This is a genomic window from Bradyrhizobium sp. USDA 4504, from assembly GCF_054063995.1.
In genome coordinates, this window is sequence record NZ_JBSSGV010000001.1 from 8,079,436 (window position 1) to 8,096,718 (window position 17,283).

Annotated in this window: 15 protein-coding genes and 1 pseudogene; 5 read left to right on the plus strand and 11 right to left on the minus strand. The window is 65.4% G+C overall.

The window, feature by feature from the left end; genetic code table 11:
* The 3 genes from ACVMB1_RS37835 to ACVMB1_RS37845 are packed head-to-tail and all read left to right on the plus strand — an operon-like array spanning position 1 to position 3,923.
* Entirely contained in the window at positions 1 to 1,110 is a 1,110-nt protein-coding gene (locus ACVMB1_RS37835; protein ID WP_057016107.1) for a microcin C ABC transporter permease YejB, read from the plus strand.
* The gene (locus ACVMB1_RS37840; protein WP_057016108.1) at positions 1,110 to 2,294 is read left to right on the plus strand and encodes an ABC transporter permease; all 1,185 of its coding nucleotides are present in this window, start codon (positions 1,110 to 1,112) and stop codon (positions 2,292 to 2,294) included. Before ACVMB1_RS37835 ends, ACVMB1_RS37840 begins: the two co-directional genes overlap by 1 nt.
* Before the next feature lie 3 nt (positions 2,295 to 2,297).
* On the plus strand, positions 2,298 to 3,923 hold the full coding sequence (locus ACVMB1_RS37845) for an ABC transporter ATP-binding protein (protein WP_076824873.1): 1,626 nt from the start codon (positions 2,298 to 2,300) through the stop codon (positions 3,921 to 3,923).
* A 103-nt stretch (positions 3,924 to 4,026) separates the two neighbouring features.
* On the opposite strand, the gene ACVMB1_RS37850 is transcribed toward ACVMB1_RS37845, so the two are convergent.
* Positions 4,027 to 4,869: a C40 family peptidase gene (locus ACVMB1_RS37850; RefSeq protein ID WP_076824875.1), complete on the minus strand. Its 843-nt coding sequence runs from the start codon at positions 4,867 to 4,869 to the stop codon at positions 4,027 to 4,029.
* A complete protein-coding gene (locus ACVMB1_RS37855) occupies positions 4,862 to 6,238 on the minus strand; it encodes a leucyl aminopeptidase family protein (protein ID WP_076824877.1) in 1,377 nt (458 codons plus the stop codon). The genes ACVMB1_RS37850 and ACVMB1_RS37855 overlap by 8 nt, the downstream gene beginning before the upstream one ends.
* A 203-nt stretch (positions 6,239 to 6,441) precedes the next feature.
* On the opposite strand from ACVMB1_RS37855, the pseudogene ACVMB1_RS37860 reads away from it, so the two are divergent.
* Positions 6,442 to 7,240, plus strand: a pseudogene (locus tag ACVMB1_RS37860) (tetratricopeptide repeat protein).
* Between the two features lie 171 nt (positions 7,241 to 7,411).
* On the opposite strand, the gene ACVMB1_RS37865 reads toward ACVMB1_RS37860, so the two are convergent.
* The 9 genes from ACVMB1_RS37865 to ACVMB1_RS37905 all read right to left on the minus strand — a co-directional run bounded on the left by ACVMB1_RS37865 (position 7,412) and on the right by ACVMB1_RS37905 (position 16,163).
* Positions 7,412 to 8,386 (minus strand): type II secretion system F family protein, encoded by a 975-nt coding sequence (locus ACVMB1_RS37865; protein WP_038387579.1) that lies wholly within the window; start codon positions 8,384 to 8,386, stop codon positions 7,412 to 7,414.
* 9 nt (positions 8,387 to 8,395) lie between these two features.
* On the minus strand, positions 8,396 to 9,373 hold the full coding sequence (locus ACVMB1_RS37870) for a type II secretion system F family protein (RefSeq protein ID WP_057016113.1): 978 nt from the start codon (positions 9,371 to 9,373) through the stop codon (positions 8,396 to 8,398).
* A gap of 11 nt (positions 9,374 to 9,384) precedes the next feature.
* Positions 9,385 to 10,848, minus strand: a complete 1,464-nt coding sequence (locus ACVMB1_RS37875) for a CpaF family protein (RefSeq protein ID WP_057016114.1) — start codon at positions 10,846 to 10,848, stop codon at positions 9,385 to 9,387.
* Positions 10,849 to 10,872: 24 nt separating this feature from the next.
* Entirely contained in the window at positions 10,873 to 12,141 is a 1,269-nt protein-coding gene (locus tag ACVMB1_RS37880; protein WP_018269598.1) for an AAA family ATPase, read from the minus strand.
* The gene (locus tag ACVMB1_RS37885; RefSeq protein WP_076824881.1) at positions 12,138 to 12,890 is read right to left on the minus strand and encodes a CpaD family pilus assembly protein; all 753 of its coding nucleotides are present in this window, start codon (positions 12,888 to 12,890) and stop codon (positions 12,138 to 12,140) included. Before ACVMB1_RS37885 ends, ACVMB1_RS37880 begins: the two co-directional genes overlap by 4 nt.
* Positions 12,891 to 12,898: 8 nt before the next feature.
* A complete protein-coding gene (locus tag ACVMB1_RS37890) occupies positions 12,899 to 14,377 on the minus strand; it encodes a type II and III secretion system protein family protein (protein WP_141341582.1) in 1,479 nt (492 codons plus the stop codon).
* Between the two features lie 2 nt (positions 14,378 to 14,379).
* Positions 14,380 to 15,174 carry a Flp pilus assembly protein CpaB gene (gene cpaB / locus ACVMB1_RS37895; RefSeq protein WP_076824885.1) on the minus strand — a complete coding sequence of 265 codons (795 nt, stop codon included), beginning with the start codon at positions 15,172 to 15,174 and terminating at the stop codon, positions 14,380 to 14,382.
* A 127-nt stretch (positions 15,175 to 15,301) separates the two neighbouring features.
* The gene (locus ACVMB1_RS37900) at positions 15,302 to 15,826 is read right to left on the minus strand and encodes an A24 family peptidase (protein ID WP_028334676.1); all 525 of its coding nucleotides are present in this window, start codon (positions 15,824 to 15,826) and stop codon (positions 15,302 to 15,304) included.
* Positions 15,827 to 15,998: 172 nt separating this feature from the next.
* Positions 15,999 to 16,163: a Flp family type IVb pilin gene (locus tag ACVMB1_RS37905; RefSeq protein WP_016842642.1), complete on the minus strand. Its 165-nt coding sequence runs from the start codon at positions 16,161 to 16,163 to the stop codon at positions 15,999 to 16,001.
* Positions 16,164 to 16,443: 280 nt separating this feature from the next.
* On the opposite strand from ACVMB1_RS37905, the gene ACVMB1_RS37910 reads away from it, so the two are divergent.
* Positions 16,444 to 17,274: a sterol desaturase family protein gene (locus tag ACVMB1_RS37910; protein WP_026192176.1), complete on the plus strand. Its 831-nt coding sequence runs from the start codon at positions 16,444 to 16,446 to the stop codon at positions 17,272 to 17,274.
* Positions 17,275 to 17,283 lie beyond the last annotated feature (9 nt).

Here is a 17,283-nt window from a genome sequence, read left to right on the forward strand (position 1 = left end):
ATGAGCGCCTATATCGCCCGACGTATCTTCCTGATGCTGCCGACGCTGCTTGGCATCCTGTTCGTCTCCTTCGTGGTCGTGCAGTTTGCTCCCGGCGGTCCGGTCGAGCGCGTCATCGCGCAGATCAACGGCGCCGACACCGGCGGCACATCGCGCGTGTCGGGAGGCGGCGGCGATTTCGGCGCGCAGCGCGGCCAGGGCGCGGGCGCAGGCGCGGCCATCAATTCGAAATACCGCGGCGCGCAGGGGCTCGACCCGGATTTCATCAAGAAGCTCGAGGTGCAGTTCGGCTTCGACAAGCCGGCGCCCGAGCGGTTCGCGTTGATGGTCTGGAATTTCGCGCGGTTCGATTTCGGCAACAGCTATTTCCGCAGTGTCAGCGTGCTGCAGTTGATCAAGGAGAAGCTGCCGGTCTCGATGTCGCTCGGCATCTGGATGACGCTGCTGACCTATCTTATCTCGATCCCGCTCGGCATCCGCAAGGCGGTGCAGGACGGCTCGCGGTTCGATACCTGGACCTCGGCGGTGATCATCATCGGCTTTGCGATCCCGGGCTTCCTGTTCGCGATCCTCCTGATCGTGCTGTTTGCCGGCGGCTCGTTCCTCAACATCTTCCCGCTGCGCGGCCTGACCTCGGACGGCTGGTCGCAATTCCCCTGGTACTGGAAGATTATCGACTATTTCTGGCACCTGACGCTGCCGCTGGTGTCGATGGCGCTCGGCGCCTTCGCCACCATGACCCTGCTGACCAAGAATTCGTTTCTCGACGAGATACGCAAGCAATATGTGATGACCGCGCGCGCCAAGGGTTGCAGCGAGCGCCAGGTGCTGTACGGCCACATCTTCCGCAACGCCATGCTGATCGTGATCGCAGGCTTCCCGGGCGCGTTCATTCACGCGTTCTTCTCCGGCTCGCTCTTGATCGAAACCATCTTCTCGCTCGACGGGCTCGGCCTGCTTGGCTTCGAGAGCGTGTTGAACCGCGACTATCCGGTGGTGTTCGGGACGTTGTTCATCTTCTCGCTGGTCGGACTGGTGGTCAATCTGCTCTCCGATCTCGCCTATATGTGGATCGATCCCAGGATCGACTTCGAAGCGCGGGAGGTCTGATGACGATGCTCGCGCCCCAGCCGGTCGAGACCACGACGCAATCGCCGCTCGGCGAAACGGTGCCCGCCACGCACCACGCCTTTTCGCCGTCGCCGCTGAACAAGCGACGCTGGCAGAACTTCAAGGCCAATCGCCGCGGCTACTGGTCGTTCTGGATCTTCCTCGTGCTGTTCGTGGCGTCGCTGTTTGCCAATTTCATCGCCAACGACAAGCCGCTGGTCGTCAAATATGACGGCCGTCTCTACTGGCCGGTGGTGTTCACCTATGCCGAGACCACCTTCGGAGGCGACTTCGAGACCGCGGCCGATTATCGCGATCCCTACCTGCAGAAGCAGATCGCCGCCAAGGGCGGCAGCATGATCTGGCCGCCGATCCGCTACTCCTACGACAGCCGCAACCTCGACCCGCCGACGGCGGTGCCGTCGAAGCCGACCTGGCTCTTGACCGAAGAGCAGTGCAAGGACGTGGTCAAGCGCAAGGGCCTGACCGGCTGCCGCGACCTCGAATACAACTGGCTCGGCACCGACGATCAGGGCCGCGACGTGGTCGCGCGGCTGATCTACGGCTTCCGCATCTCGGTGCTGTTCGGCCTGACGCTGACCATCCTGTCCTCGATCATCGGCATCGCCGCGGGCGGCGTGCAGGGCTATTTCGGCGGCTGGACCGATCTCATCTTCCAGCGGCTGATCGAGATCTGGACCGCGATCCCCTCGCTCTATCTGCTGCTGATCATCTCGGCGGTGCTGCCGCCGGGCTTCTTCATCCTGCTCGGCATCCTCCTGCTATTCTCCTGGGTCTCGCTGGTCGGGCTGGTGCGCGCCGAGTTCCTGCGCGGCCGCAATTTCGAATACATCCAGGCGGCGCGCGCGCTTGGCGTCTCCAACGGCGTGATCATGTTCCGCCATCTGCTGCCGAACGCGATGGTCGCGACCATGACCTTCCTGCCCTTCATCGTCTCGTCCTCGGTGATGACGCTGACGGCGCTGGATTTCCTCGGCTTCGGCCTGCCGCCCGGCTCGCCCTCGCTCGGCGAGTTGCTGTCGCAGGGCAAGGCCAACGTGCAGGCGCCGTGGCTCGGCCTCACCGGCTTCTTCTCGGTCGCGATCATGCTGTCGCTGCTGATCTTCATCGGCGAAGCCGCGCGCGACGCCTTCGATCCACGCAAGACGTTCTCGAAGGGCTGAGGCATGGACGCGATCAACCAGCCTTTGCTCGATGTCCGCGACCTCTCGGTCGCCTTCGGCCGCTCGCTTGCGGTCGACGGCATCTCGTTCTCGATCAAGCGCGGCGAGTGCGTCGCGCTGGTCGGCGAATCCGGCTCGGGAAAATCCGTCAGCGCGCTGTCGGTGCTGAAGCTGCTGCCCTATCCGACGGCCTCGCATCCCTCAGGCGCGATCCGCTTCCGCGGCCGCGACCTCCTGACCGCGTCCGATCAGCAGATGCGCGAGGTTCGCGGCAACGACATCTCGATCATCTTCCAGGAGCCGATGACCTCGCTCAATCCGCTCCAGACCATCGAGACCCAGATCGGCGAGATCCTGTCCCTGCACAGGGGCGTCAGTGGCGCGGCGGCGCGGGCGCGGACGCTGGAGCTATTGGGCCAGGTCGGCATCCCCGAGCCGGAGACCCGGCTCAAGAGCTATCCGCATCAATTGTCCGGCGGCCAGCGCCAGCGCGTGATGATCGCGATGGCGCTCGCCAACGAGCCCGATCTTTTGATCGCGGACGAGCCGACCACCGCGCTCGACGTCACCGTGCAGGCGCAGATCCTGGCGCTGCTGGCCGAGATCCGCGCGCGGCTCGGCATGAGCCTGTTGTTCATCACCCACGACCTCGGCATCGTCCGCCGCATCGCCGACACGGTCTGCGTGATGAACAACGGCAAGATCGTCGAGCAGGGGCCGGTCGAGCAGGTCTTCACCGCGCCGAAGCACGCCTATACCCAGGCGCTGCTCGCGGCCGAGCCGAAGCCCGATCCGGCGCCGCCGCAGCCGGGCGCAGCGGTCGTGATGTCGGCGGACAATCTCAAGGTCTGGTTTCCGATCAAGCGCGGGCTGTTGCGCTCGACCGTCGGCCACATCAAGGCGGTCGATGGCGTCAGCCTCGCGGTGCGCAAGGGCGAGACGCTCGGCGTGGTCGGCGAATCCGGCTCCGGCAAGACCACACTCGGGCTCGCGCTGCTCCGGCTGATTTCGTCCGATGGTCCGATCGTTTTCCTCGGCAACGACATCCAGGGCCTGCGCTTCAAGCAGATGCGGCCGTTCCGCCGCGACATGCAGATCGTGTTCCAGGACCCGTTCGGCTCGCTCAGCCCGCGCATGTCGGTGGCCGACATCATTGCCGAGGGCCTTGAGGTGCACCAGAAGCAGCTGTCGCGCGAGGAGCGCGAGGCGCGGGTGATCAAGGCATTGAAGGATGTCGGGCTCGATCCGGACTGGCGCTTCCGCTATCCGCACGAATTCTCCGGCGGCCAGCGCCAGCGCATCTCGATCGCGCGCGCGGTCGTGCTGGAGCCGAACTTCGTCGTGCTGGACGAGCCGACCAGCGCGCTCGACATGCTGCTGCAGGCTCAGATGGTCGACCTGTTGCGCGACCTGCAGCGCAAGCGCGATCTCACCTACATGTTCATCTCGCACGATCTGCGCGTGGTCGCCTCGCTGGCGAGCCATCTGATCGTGATGAAATCGGGCAAGGTGGAGGAGGAGGGACCGGCCTCTGAGCTGTTCAAGAATCCGAAGAGCGACTACACCCGCGCGCTGTTCGCCGCCGCGTTCCGCATCGAAGCGGCCGGCGACGGGGCGGTGGCGACGTAACGAGCTTCGTAGGATGGGTAGAGCGCAGCGAAACCCATCATTTTTTTCCGCGCGGTAGCAGCTTGATGGGTTTCGCTTCGCTCTACCCATCCTACAAGATGGGCTAAAGCCGCTTGATCGCCAGGACTTCGCTGCCGGCCGCTCTGATCCTCGCGATCGCGGCCTGCGTGTTCTCCACCACCGTTGCCATGTGATGCGCGTTGGCGTGCACGATCGTGGTCGCGTCGCGCACGATGGCGACATGGCCCTTCCAGAAGATCAGGTCGCCGCGCTGCAGCTGCTTGGATTCCGCCGCCGTCAATTCGCGGCCGAGGCCTTCCTGCTGCATGTCGCTGTCGCGCGGGCAGCCGGTGCCGGCGGCGGTCAGCGCGATCTGCACCAGGCCTGAGCAATCGATCCCGAGACTCGACTTGCCGCCCCATAGATACGGTGTGCCGACGAATTGCTCGGCGATCGCGACGAAATCGCCTGCCATCGTGTCGAGCGGCGCGAGATGCCGGCGTGGCAGGTGCCAGCCCTCGCGAGTCACCGCGAACGCACCGTCCTCGCGGACGATGGCGAGCTTTGTCCCCATCGCCAGTGCCTCGACCGGCGGCAGCTTGATCGACGGGCCCGGATACGCCAGCGTGCGCAGCGCCGTGACCTTGTGCGTCGGGGCGGCGCCGGGCTTGGCCAGCGCGGCCTTGGGAATCCAGCCGACATAGCCGTCATCGGCGAGCTGGCCCCAGGCCCAGCCTTCGCCGTTGCGATCGTACACCGTGACGCGCTCGCCCCGGAGCGCCTGCGTCATCTGTTCGGCATCGCTCGCCGGCGCCTGGCGTAGCGGCGCGATGGCGTCGCCGACCTCGAGCACTTCGCCTTCGACGAAGCGCAACGCCTGGACCTTGCCCTCGAGATATTTCGCCGCGAGGTCGTCGCGGGCCGGTGTCACACGGGGGTCATGCATAGCGCTGGCTCAGCAATTTGTAGATCGCGCGCGCCGCCTGGCACTCGCCGCCTTCGGGACGGCCGGGCTTTGCCGACGGCGTCCAGCCGTAGATGTCGACGTGCAGCCAGCTCCTCGCGTGCTCGACGAAGCGCTGCAGGAACAGCGCGCAGGTGATCGAGCCCGCGAAACCGCCTGACGGTGCGTTGGTGATGTCGGCGGTCTTGGAGTCGAGCCAGGCGTCGTAGGCCGGCCACAGCGGCATCCGCCAGAGCGGGTCGTTCTCGCTCTTCGCACAAGATGCGACGTCGCCGGCGAGCGCCTCGTCATTGGTGTAGAACGGCGGCAGATCCGGGCCCAGCGCCACCCGCGCGGCGCCGGTCAGCGTGCCCAGATCGACCAAAAGATCGGGCGTCTCCTCGTCGGCGAGCGCTAGCGCGTCGGCGAGCACCAGCCGCCCTTCGGCGTCGGTGTTGCCGATCTCGACGGTGATGCCCTTGCGCGACTTGAAGATGTCGAGCGGGCGGAACGAGTTGCCGGCAACTGCGTTCTCGACCGCCGGGATCAGCACGCGCAGCCGCAGCTTGAGCTTCGCGTCCATCACCATCTGGGCCAGCGCCAGCACGTTGGCGGCGCCGCCCATGTCCTTCTTCATGATGAGCATGCCGCTCGAAGGCTTGAGATCGAGCCCGCCGGTGTCGAAGCAGACACCCTTGCCGACCAGCGTCACCTTCGGATGGGCGGGGTCGCCCCAGCTCAGCTCGATCAATCGCGGCGACCGCGTCGACGCCATGCCGACGGCGTGGATCAGCGGGAAGTTCTGGGCGAGCTCGTCGCCGTCGATGCAATTGAAGGCAGCGCCGAACCGCGTCGCGAGGTCGCGCGCCACCTCAGCGAGCTCGGCCGGTCCCATGTCGTTGGACGGCGTGTTGATGAGATCGCGCGCCAGCGCCGCGGCATCCGCCATCCGGGTGATCTCCGCCGTGTCGACGCCGTCGGGCGGCACCAGCCGGACTTCGGGAGCCTTGTTGGTGCGATACCGGCCGAAGCGATAGCAGCCGAGCGCGAAGGCGAGCGCGGCAAGTCTGGTGTCGTGCGGCGCATTGGCGAAGCGGTAGACGCCGGGCGGCAGCAGGCCGGGCAGGGCGCCGGGCCGGAACGGATCGCGCGCCTTGTGGTCGTCGTCCTCGAGACCGAACAGCACCTGCGCGATGCCGCCGTCTGCCGCCGGCAGGACGAGCAATTTTCCCGCCTTGGCCACGAAGCCATTGGCCGCCGCGAACTGGCGCGCCGGCGCCGGCAGCTCGCCCTGAATCGCATCCCATGTCGCCTTGGTGACGAAGGTGATCGGCGTGGCGGCGGTCGTGGCGGTCTCGAACACGGATGGCATGCGGCTCTCGGTTCTGGCGTCGTTGGTGGGCTACTACACGCCTTTCGCCATGGATGGTAGCGCGCCAACGGTTCACGCGCCGTGCAGGCCGGAACCGGAGCGTCGGCTGCCGGCGCCGCCAGTTAACCAGACGTTAGGGTTAACAGTCTATTGCTGGCACGCTCGGCTGGAACCGTTCGCCCGATTTCGTGAGTCACAGTGCCATGTGTCGACAGTCCAATCTGACCCGGCATCTTGCTTTCGCAGCCCTTCTGGCGGTCCTGGCCGCAGGGCTTGGCGGTTGCCAGACCATGTCCGACGTGGCGGGATCGATCACGTCGCGGTCCGATCCCACGCCCGATGATCCGCGCCGGGCCGTCGAGGCCTATGGCGAGCGCTATCGCAAGAATCCCAAGGATGTCGCTGCCGCGGTCGCCTACGGCCAGGCCCTGCGCATGACCGGCCAGCGCTCGCAGGCCTGCGCCGTGCTCGAGCAGGCCACGATCGCCAACCCCGGCAACAAGGCGCTGCTCGCCGCCTATGGCCGCGCGCTGGCCGACAACGGCAATTCGCAGGCTGCATTCGACGTGCTGAGCCGCGCGCACAGCCCGGACAATCCGGACTGGCGGATCCTGTCCGTGCAGGGCACCACGCTCGACAAGATGAACCGGCACGAGGAGGCGCGGCGCTATTACGCCAGTGCGCTCAGGCTGGCTCCGGACGAGCCGTCGGTGCTGTCCAATCTCGGCTTGTCCTACATGCTGACCAAGGATTTGCCGAAAGCGGAAGAGACGCTGCGCCAGGCCTACGCCAGCGCTCGCGCCGACACCCGGATCCGGCAGAACCTTGCGCTGGTCGTCGGCCCTGCAGGGCCGCTTCGCGGAGGCGGAAACGATCGTCAAGGCCGACCTGCCGTCGGATGAGGCCGCGGCCAACGTCGCTTATCTCCGCGACATGCTGAACCGCAAGGACGGCCCGCGGACCGCGTCGCGTGCGGCGCCGGTCGTCGCCAAGGACGACTAAACCAAACGCGGCAGCTCCACCGCCCCTTGAAAAGGGGAGGTCGCTTTGCTCGTGAGAGCAAAGCGGGTGGGGATCATCTCTCCACGAGGAGCGGTGTCTGCGGCTGACTCCCATCCCGGCCTTCCCCCTTTCAGAGGGAAGGAGAGAGGCAGCCGGCGCAGGCGAGGCAACTCAATGCATCGTGGCGATCTTGATGTAGGACGGGCCGAGGATCACGATGAACAGGCAGGGCAGGAAGAACAGGATCATCGGTACCGTCAGCTTGGGCGGCAGTGCCGCGGCCTTCTTCTCGGCCTCGTTCATCCGCATGTCGCGGTTTTCCTGCGCCATCACGCGGAGGCTCTGGCCGAGCGGCGTGCCGTAGCGTTCGGACTGCTGCAAGGCCATGCACACCGACTTCACGCCTTCGAGGCCGGTGCGGCGCGCCAGGTTCTCGTAGGCGGTCTTGCGATCCTGCAAATAGGACAGTTCCGCGGTCGTCAGCGCAAACTCCTCCGACAGCGCGACCGATTGCCCGGCGATCTCGTTGGCCACTTTCCGGAACGCGACCTCGACCGACATGCCCGACTCGATGCAGATCAGCAGCAGGTCGAGCGAATCCGGGAACGCGCGCTTGATCTGGAGCTGGCGCTTGGAGATCGCGTTCTTCAGGAACAGCATCGGCGCCTGCAGGCCGGCATAGGCCGCGCCGACGCAAATGCCGATCTTGAGCGTGAGCGACCAGTTCGCGCCGGCAATGAAGAACGTATAGATGATCGCGCCGATCAGCATCAGGATCGGCGTGACCGCCCGCGCTGCCAGGAAATAGACATACGGAGCGTGGCCGCGATAGCCCGCCATCACCAGCTTCTCGATCGCCGCTTCCTGGGCCAGCCATTTGGTGAGGTTCAGGTCATCCACCATCTTGGAGACGGCCTGCTTCGGCGTCTGGCGCAGCGTCACCTTTTCCGACTTGGAGAGACGGTCGCGCTCGCGCTGCCGCAGGCGCTCGCGCTCGCTGGCGACCGCCTTCATGCGCTTGTTGAGATCGCCGCCGGCGAGCAGCGGCATCACCAGCGTGTAGACCGTCGCGCTTGCCGCGAAGAAGGCAAGCAGCATGGTCATGAACCTGACGTCGTGGAGCTTGGCGACCAGAATATCAATCATGCTGCACCGTCAGAAATCGAAGTTGATCATCTTCTTCATCACCAGCACGCCCATCGACATCCAGATCGCGCAGGCCACCAGCATGAGCTGGCCCATCGAATTGGTCCACAGCAGGGCGATGTAGTCCGGCGTCGTCAGGAACACGAGGATCATCACGATCGGCGGCAGCGAGCCGATGATGGCGGCGGAGGCCTTCGCTTCCATCGACATCGCCTGGATCTTCTCGGCCATCTTCTTGCGGTCGCGCAGCACCCGCGACAGGTTGCCGAGCGCTTCCGACAAATTGCCGCCGGACTTCTGCTGGATCGCGATCACGATGCCGAAGAAGTTGGCCTCCGGCAGCGGCATCCGCTCGTAGAGCCGGGCACAGGCTTCGCCGAGCGGCATGCCGATCGCCTGGGTCTCGATGATGGCGAGAAATTCGCTGCGCAGCGGCTCCGGCGCGTCGTTGACGACCGCCTTGAGCGATTCGAACAGCGGCAGGCCGGCCTTGATGCCGCGCACGATGACGTCGACGGCGTCAGGCAGCGACTTCAGGAACGCCTTTTCCCGCCGCTTCTTCAGGAAGCCGAGCACCCAGCGCGGCAGGCCGAGACCCATGGCAAAGCCGATGCCGGCCGCGCCGAGCAGGCCTCCGCCAACCATGAAGGCCACGCCGAACCCGAACAGGCCAAGGGCGCCGGAGATCATCCAGAATTTCTGCTCCGACCACTCCAGTCCGGCCTGCGAGATGCGCACGCCGAGCGGGACTTTCTTGTCCTTCTGCCGACGCGCCTCGAGCTCCTTCAGCGATCCCTCTACCTGCTCGCGGCGGGAGCGTTGCGTGCGGTCGGCGTTTCGTGTCGTCGTGGGTTCGCTGCGCGCCACCGACGCGCGCCGCGACTCGGCCTTCTTCTCCCCCGAAAGGTAGGGGTACAGGAAGACCCAAGCGATGCCGCCGACCGTCGTGGCGGCGAGGAAGGCGAGAGCCAGAGTTTGCGCCTGCATCCTGCGTTCCCCTAGACCGGCGCCGGGGCGTCGGAAGCGTCCAGCGCCGCCGCAAGCCGCTTCTCTTCATTGTAGTAGCGCGCACGCTCCCAGAAGCGCGGCCGGCCGATGCCGGTCGAGCGGTGCTTGCCGATGATCTTGCCGTTGGCGTCTTCCCCGACCACGTCGTAGAGGAAGATATCCTGGGTGATGATGGTGTCGCCTTCCATGCCCATCACCTCGGTGATGTGCGTGATGCGGCGCGAACCGTCGCGCAGGCGCGCCGCTTGCACGATGATGTCGACCGAGGCGCAGATCATCTCGCGAATGGTGCGTGACGGAAGCGAGAAGCCGCCCATGGTGATCATGGATTCGCAGCGCGACAGTGCTTCGCGCGGATTGTTGGCGTGCAGCGTGCCCATCGAGCCGTCGTGGCCGGTGTTCATGGCCTGCAACAGATCGAACGCTTCGGGTCCGCGGACTTCGCCGACGATGATGCGCTCCGGGCGCATACGCAGGCAGTTGCGGACCAGTTCGCGCATCGTCACCTGGCCCTCGCCCTCGATGTTCGGCGGCCGGGTTTCCAGCCGCACCACATGCGGCTGCTGCAGCTGAAGCTCGGCGGCGTCTTCGCAGGTGATGATGCGTTCGTCGTGCTCGATATAGTTGGTCAGGCAGTTCAGCAGCGTGGTCTTGCCCGAGCCGGTGCCGCCGGAAATGATCACGTTGCAGCGGACGCGGCCGATGATCTGCAGGATGGTCGCCCCTTCGGGGGTGATCGCGCCGAACTTGACGAGCTGCTCCAGCGTCAGCTTGTCCTTCTTGAATTTGCGGATGGTGAGCGCGGGCCCGTCGATCGCCAGCGGCGGCACGATGGCGTTGACGCGCGAACCGTCGGCGAGGCGGGCGTCGCAGATCGGCGAGGATTCGTCGACGCGCCGGCCGACCTGGCTGACGATGCGCTGGCAGATGTTGAGCAGCTGCTGGTTGTCGCGAAAGCGGATGCCGGTGCGCTGGATCTTGCCGGCGACTTCGATGAACACGGTGCCTGCGCCGTTGACCATGATGTCGGCGATGTCGTCGCGCGACAGCAGCGGCTCCAGCGGGCCGTAGCCGAGCACGTCGTTGCAGATGTCGTCGAGCAACTCCTCCTGCTCGGCGATCGACATCACGATGTTCTTGATCGCGATGATCTCGTTGACGATGTCGCGGATTTCCTCGCGCGCCGATTCGCTGTCCAGCTTGGCGAGCTGGGCAAGGTCGATCGCCTCGATCAGGGCGCCGAAGATCGTCGCCTTGACCTGGTAGTAGTTGTCGGAGCGGCGGGCTTCGACGGCGGGGGCAGGCGGTGGCTTGCTGGGTGCCAGCGGCGGCGACGAGATCGCCGGTGCGACGGACTCGCGCGACATCGCCGGCGCGCCGGCTGGCTCCGGCGCCTGAAACGCGGGCTTGGGTGCCCGCACGTCCCCATCGTTTCCGCTACGCTTACCAAACACGACGTCTTGACTCCACGCGGACCACTATTTGGACCGCAGCTTTTCGAGCAGGGGCGACAGGAAGGACCCCCTCGGCTTCTTGGTCTCGCCGCGGCCTGTCAGCCGCTGCGCCATCTGCAGAAACATCTCGACCGCGCGGTGGTTGGCGGAAATCTCGGCGATCATCTGGCCGTTGTTGGCCGCCGAACCGAAGATCTGCGGATCGAACGGGATGGCGGCGATCGGCTGGCTTTCGATCGCCTTGGCGAACTCGCCGGCCGCGATCTCGGGACGCTTCGGCACGCCGACCTGGTTCAGGCAGTACAGCGGCGCGCGGTCGTTGGGCCGCGAGGCCTTCAGCAGGTCGAACATGTTCTTGGCATTGCGCAGATTGGCGAGGTCGGGCGCCGCCACGATCAGGATGTCGTCGGCCGCGATCAATGCGCGCTTGGTCCAGCCGGACCATTGATGCGGCACGTCGAGCACGATGCAGGGCATCGTGGTCCGCAGCGTATCGAAGATCGCATCGAATGCCTCGGCGCCGAAATCGTAGACCTTGTCCAGTGTCGCCGGCGCCGCCAGCAGGCTCAGATGGTCGGTGCATTTCGACAGCAGGCGGTCGACGAAGGCGGTATCGACGCGGTCCGGCGAGAACACGGCGTCGGCGATGCCCTGCGCGGGATCCTGGTTGTAGTTGAGGCCGGCGGTGCCGAAAGCGAGGTCGAGGTCGGCGACCACGGAGTCGAGCGCCAGGTCGCGGGCAATCGCCCAGGCGACATTGTGGGCGATGGTCGAGGCGCCGACACCGCCCTTGGCACCGACAACGGCGACGATGCGGCCGACCGCCTTGGCTTCCGGTGCCGAGAACAGGTTACAGACCGCGCGCACCACGTCGATCGCATGGGCCGGCGCGATCACGTAATCGCTGACGCCGCGGCGCACCAGCTCGCGATACAGCGTCACGTCGTTGACGCGGCCGATCACGACCACGCGGGTGCCGGCGTCGCACACCGTTGCGAGCTGATCGAGGCCGGCCAGGATGTCGCCGCGGCCCTCGGTCTCGAGGATGATGACATTGGGCGTCGGCGCCGAGCGATAGGCCTCGATGGCGGCCGCCATGCCGCCCATCTGGATCTTGAGGTGAGCCTTGGCCAGCCGGCGATCCTCGCCCGCCGACTGCACGGCGGCAGCGGTCTCGACCGTTTCGCAGAACGCCTGGACCGAAACCCGTGGCGCCGGAGCAATATGGTCGTCCACGGCCTGCGGCGGGGCGTCCGTCTGCTCTTCGGAGTTTTGCTGCGCGTAGGTGATCATTTTCCTGTGTCGCTTAGCTTGGCCCTGTCGGACTCGGGATAACTCGTGGCGGTGGTGGTGCCCTTGCGATACTTGTCGAAGGCGATGTTGCGACGCGACGTATAGGCAGGGGTCTCCGCGCGCGGCTGCACGAGGTCGGTCGGGTCTTCGACCATGGCTGCGAGGTTGCGCTGATTGGCGCAGCCGAAATTGTAGTACTGCTTGTTCTCGATGTAGGACCCGTTGTGGATCGACGGGCCGAGATCTTCCGGCCAGAGACCGCACGGCCCGGCGACCGCTTTCATCTTTGGATAGTTCACGCGGATCGCGGGCATCTGGCGCGGATCCTCGGGATGGTATTTGCGAACGAGGATCCCGCGCGGCGGCACGCCGGCGGCGGTGAACGTGGCCTGGATCTCGCGCAGCGATTCCTGGGCGGTCCGTGCGTTCGGCGTGTCGGCGGGAACGTCGATGGTGACGGCGCCGGTCCCCTCGCGCATCCAGTCCTGCGCCATCCCCGTCACCTCGGCGCGCTGCTCCGCAGTCAGGCCGCCGCGGCTGCGGCCGACGAAGACCACGATCGAGCGATCAGCCTCGGTGACCGCGATCGGATGGCGCTGGCGATAGTCGGCCGGTGCGTTCACCATCGCGAAACTGTTGTCGGCGGCGTGCTGGCAGGCGCCGAGCGTCATCGCGAGGCTGACGAGCGCTCCGGCGAGAACGATGCCGCGCTGGTAACCGGCGGATGTCCTGGATGTGGTCTGTGTCATCGTCCGCCTCAGTCCGTAATGAAGCCGTAAGTGCCGCGGTAATTCCGCGCCGGCTCGGTGCGGCCGGGCACGCCGTAGACGCGATTGATGCTGCCGAGCAGGTCGGCCTGCGGGTCGGACGCGTTGGCGAAGCCGTCATCCGGACGCGACAGGTCCTTCTGCGCCACCGCGCGAACGACATAGGGCGTCACCAGCACCATCATTTCGGTCTGGTTGTTGACGAAGTCCCGGCTGCGGAACAGCGTTCCGAGCACCGGCAGCGACGCCAGCCCGGGAAGGCCGTTGATCGCCTGCTTGGTCTGGTCCTGGATCAGGCCGGCCATCGCCATCGAGCCGCCCGAAGGAATTTCCAGCGTGGTCTCGGCGCGCCGGGTCTTGATCGAGGGGATCGTCGTTCCGCCGGCGCCGCCGGTCAGCGAATTCTCGGTCGAGACTTCCGACACTTCCGTCATCACGCGCAGGCTGATCCGTCCCTCAGTCAGCACCACGGGCGTGAAGTTGAGCGAAATGCCGAACTTCTTGAAGCTGACGGTCTGAACGCAATTCCCGATCGCGCCTCCCGTCGTCGTCTGACAGGTCACGCCGGTCGGAATTGGAAACTCGCCGCCCGAGATGAAGGTCGCCGATTCGCCGGAGATCGCGGTCAGGTTCGGCTCGGCGAGTGTCCGCACCACGCCTGCGCTTTCCATGGCGCGGAGCGTCGCCGACACCGATGGGGCCGCGCCGAACGAAGTGGTGAGGGCGTTGCCGGGCACCAGCGGTGCGTTGTTCGCCGTGAACGGGTTGTTGTTGGTGAACTTCACCACGGTGGTGCCGTAGTTGAGGTTCGCGGTGAGGTCGATGCCGAGCTGCTTGATCAGGCTGCGCGAGACTTCGGCGACCGTCACCTTCAGCATCACCTGGTCGCGGCCGCGAACCGTGATGGAGTTCACAACCTTGTCGGCGCTGCCGACCAGCCGCGTGGCGATCTCGCCGGCCTGCTGCGCTTCGATCGGGCTCGCCGCGCTTCCGGTCAGCATGACGCCCTCGCCGACACCCTCGATCTGGATATCGGCGTTCGGCAGCGCTGCGCGCAGGGCCGCGCGCACGCCGTTGAGGTCGCGCTTGACCGCGATGTCATAGGCCGCGATCTGCTGGCCGGCGGCGTCGAAGAACACGATGTTGGTCTGGCCGACCGTCGCGCCGATGATGTAGGCGCGTTGCGCCGAGCGGACCACGGCATTGGCGATCTTGGGATCGGCGACCAGCACGTCCTTGATGTCCCTCGGCAGATCGATCACCACCGATTTGCCGACGCCGAGTGAGAGGAAGCGGGCATTCATCTGGCCGTCGGCCGCGGCGGGAGCGGCGCGGTAGTCGCCCGCCACCACCGGCGTCAGTGCCGGGTTGAGCGTGAGCGCCGCGACGGCCGAGAACGACAATGCGCGGACCATGAAGGCCCGCATCGTCCGTTGAGTTGCCCCGCCCTTCATCACCTGTGTCCTCATGGTCACTTCTGCATCGTTGCCTGGTTGGCAACGCCAAAGCGGATGACGTTGATCGTCTCACCGCGTCTCTGGTGGTTGTCCTCGATCCTGACGTCGGTCCCGTTGTTATCGGCGATGCTGCGCAGCGCCAGCGACAGGACGCCGCTCTGGCGCGCCCGCGCCAGCGTCTCGGTCTGGTCAGGCTTCAGCTCCAGCGTCACTGTCTTGCCGATCAGTGCGTTGGTGCCGTCCTTCTCCTTCGGCGCCTGGTCGATCGCAAGGACGCGGATATTGGTCAGGATGACCTCGGAATTGACGATGTCGGCGCCGTTGCGGTCGGGATTCTTGTCCCGCTTCGACAGCAGGACGTCGACCCGGTCATTCGGCAGGATGAAGCCGCCGGCACCGGTCTCGGGAGAGATTTCGGTCGATACCGCCCGCATGCCCGTCGGCAGGATCGCGGCCATGAAGCCGCTTCCGTCGGCCTTGACGAGCTTCTGCTCGCGGATCGGCTCGCCCTGGATGAACGGGGCGCGCGCGATCGAGCCGGTGACGTCCTTGATGGCGTCGGCGTGGCTGTCCTTGCGCATGAAGCTGGCGCTGGCGGTCGCCGCCGGCCAGGTCTGCCACTGCAGGTCTTCGGCCTTCACTGCCTGGCCGAGGCCGATGTCGGAGCGCGCGACCAGGATGTCGACGGTCGGCAGCTGCGCAACTGGCGGAGGAGCCGCCGGCTTGTCGTCGCTTCCGCTCGCCAAATAAAGCGCCGCAAGGCCGGCGCAGCCTGCAATTGCCAGGACCAGAATGCGGGCCTTATCCATTACGCTTCACTTTCCACATGACGCCGCGACGCTGCCGCCGCCGTGATGGGAGTTGACCAGCTATTCGTCAAAGCATGGTTAATGAGGCGTATCTAAATCGCCTTAACGGGCGGTTACCGCTGCTTTCTCAGCGCATGGCGAAGTGCGCGAGATCGATCGTCTTGATCCAGTCCGTCTCGGGATAAATCAGGAGGGCGCCGAGAGCGAGTGCGATGCCGTAGGGAATTCCGGTCTGCTTGTCGTGCAGGCGGCTGAGCCAGGCCTGGGACGCGAGCGGGTAGGGCAATGGCCATTGCCGCAGCTGCAGCAAGAGCACGGTCAGCGCACCGCCGAACAGCGAGGCAAAGACCAGATAGGGCAGCAGGTGCTCGAACCCGAACCACAGGCTGGCCGCGGCCGCGACCTTGGCGTCTCCGCCGCCGACCCAGCCCATCGCGAACATGCCGAACGCCACCACCAGAACCAGCGCGCCTGCGCCGGCATGGGTGAGGATCTCGTGGACGCCCATCCCGGTCAGCGGCGCCAGGACAAAGAAGCCCGCCACCAGCGCCAGCGAAATCCGGTTCGGGATCGTCATGGTCAGGAGATCGCTCGCCGCCGCAAAGGCCATCAGGGCCGGAAACAGCATCAAGCGTGCGATGTCGAGGATCATGAATTCATGCCGTCAAGCTGGAGCTGCGGTCGAGACCCGACGCTAGCGGCCAATGGTGAACAATCGGAAAAGGATTACCGGCACCTTCAACAGAGGCTGCCGATCGGCCCCCGACAAATAGCAAAGGTCCCGGGATTGCCGGGACCTTTGATGCGAATTCGTCGAAGCCGGCTTACTTCAGCGAGCCCGAGATCGAGTTGAAGGTACCCGAGAGCTTCGTGCCGACGCCGTTGACTGCAGCGATGATCGCGATGGCGATACCGGTGGCGATCAGGCCGTACTCGATGGCGGTCGCGCCCGATTCGTCCTTCACGAAGCGCGAAACGAGGTTCTTCATAAAATCACTCCTGTGTACACGTGGCTGGTCGAACTAGATTTGGTCTCGCCGGCGTTCTCAGCACCGTGACCATTGCGGCACCCTAGTGTTGGACGATTTCGGCGCAGTTAATTTGATCGCATAAACTCTGCGGGAACCCGCTGATGTTGCGCACAGTAAATTTGGCATTAAACGGTCCGCTAAAATTGCGGATTGTTGCTGCGACCAGACATCCGGCGCCTATTCACGGCTCCTTAAGCGCACATCTATACCCATGGGGCTTCCGTAGTATGAGGCTGCCATGTCCACCCTTCCGATCGAAGTCATCGAGATGCTCGGCCAGACGATGATGAGGGTGGTGCCGATCACGATCGGCCTCGCGCTGTTCTTCACGGTGCTGACCCACTTCTGGGCCTGCAATCCCGGCAAGCCGTGGTGGCAGAAGCGCGAGCTGGTCACGGACATCTGCTACTGGTTCTTCGTGCCGGTATTCGCCCGCGTGCTGCGGATCGGGCTGCTGGTGGTGGGCGCGGCCGCGGTGTTCGATGTGCACGGTGCCGACGAGCTGATCTCGTTCTACGAAAACGGACACGGCCCGCTGGCGCAGCTGCCGCTCTGGCTGCAATCGATCATCTTCCTGGTCGCTTCCGACTTCATGCTGTACTGGCTGCACCGGATGTTTCACGGCGGCGGATTCTGGAAGTACCACGCCATTCATCATTCCTCCGAGGATCTCGAATGGATCTCGGCGGCGCGCTTCCATCCCGTCAATCTGCTGATCGGCACGATCTCGGTCGACGTGATCCTGCTGATGGCCGGCATCTCGCCGAACATCATGCTGTGGGTCGGTCCCTTCACCACATTCCATTCCGCCTTCGTGCACGCCAACCTGAACTGGACGCTCGGCCCGTTCAAATATGTGATCGCCACGCCGGTGTTCCATCGCTGGCATCACACCGCGCTCGAGGAGGGTGGCGACACCAATTTCGCCGGCACGTTTCCGCTCTGGGACATTCTGTTCGGGACATTCCGCATGCCCGAAGGCAAGCTTCCGGATGATTACGGCGTCGACGCCGAGCAGGGCGTGCCGGCCGAAATCGGCGGACAGCTGGCCTATCCGTTCCGTCATTGACCGGACTGC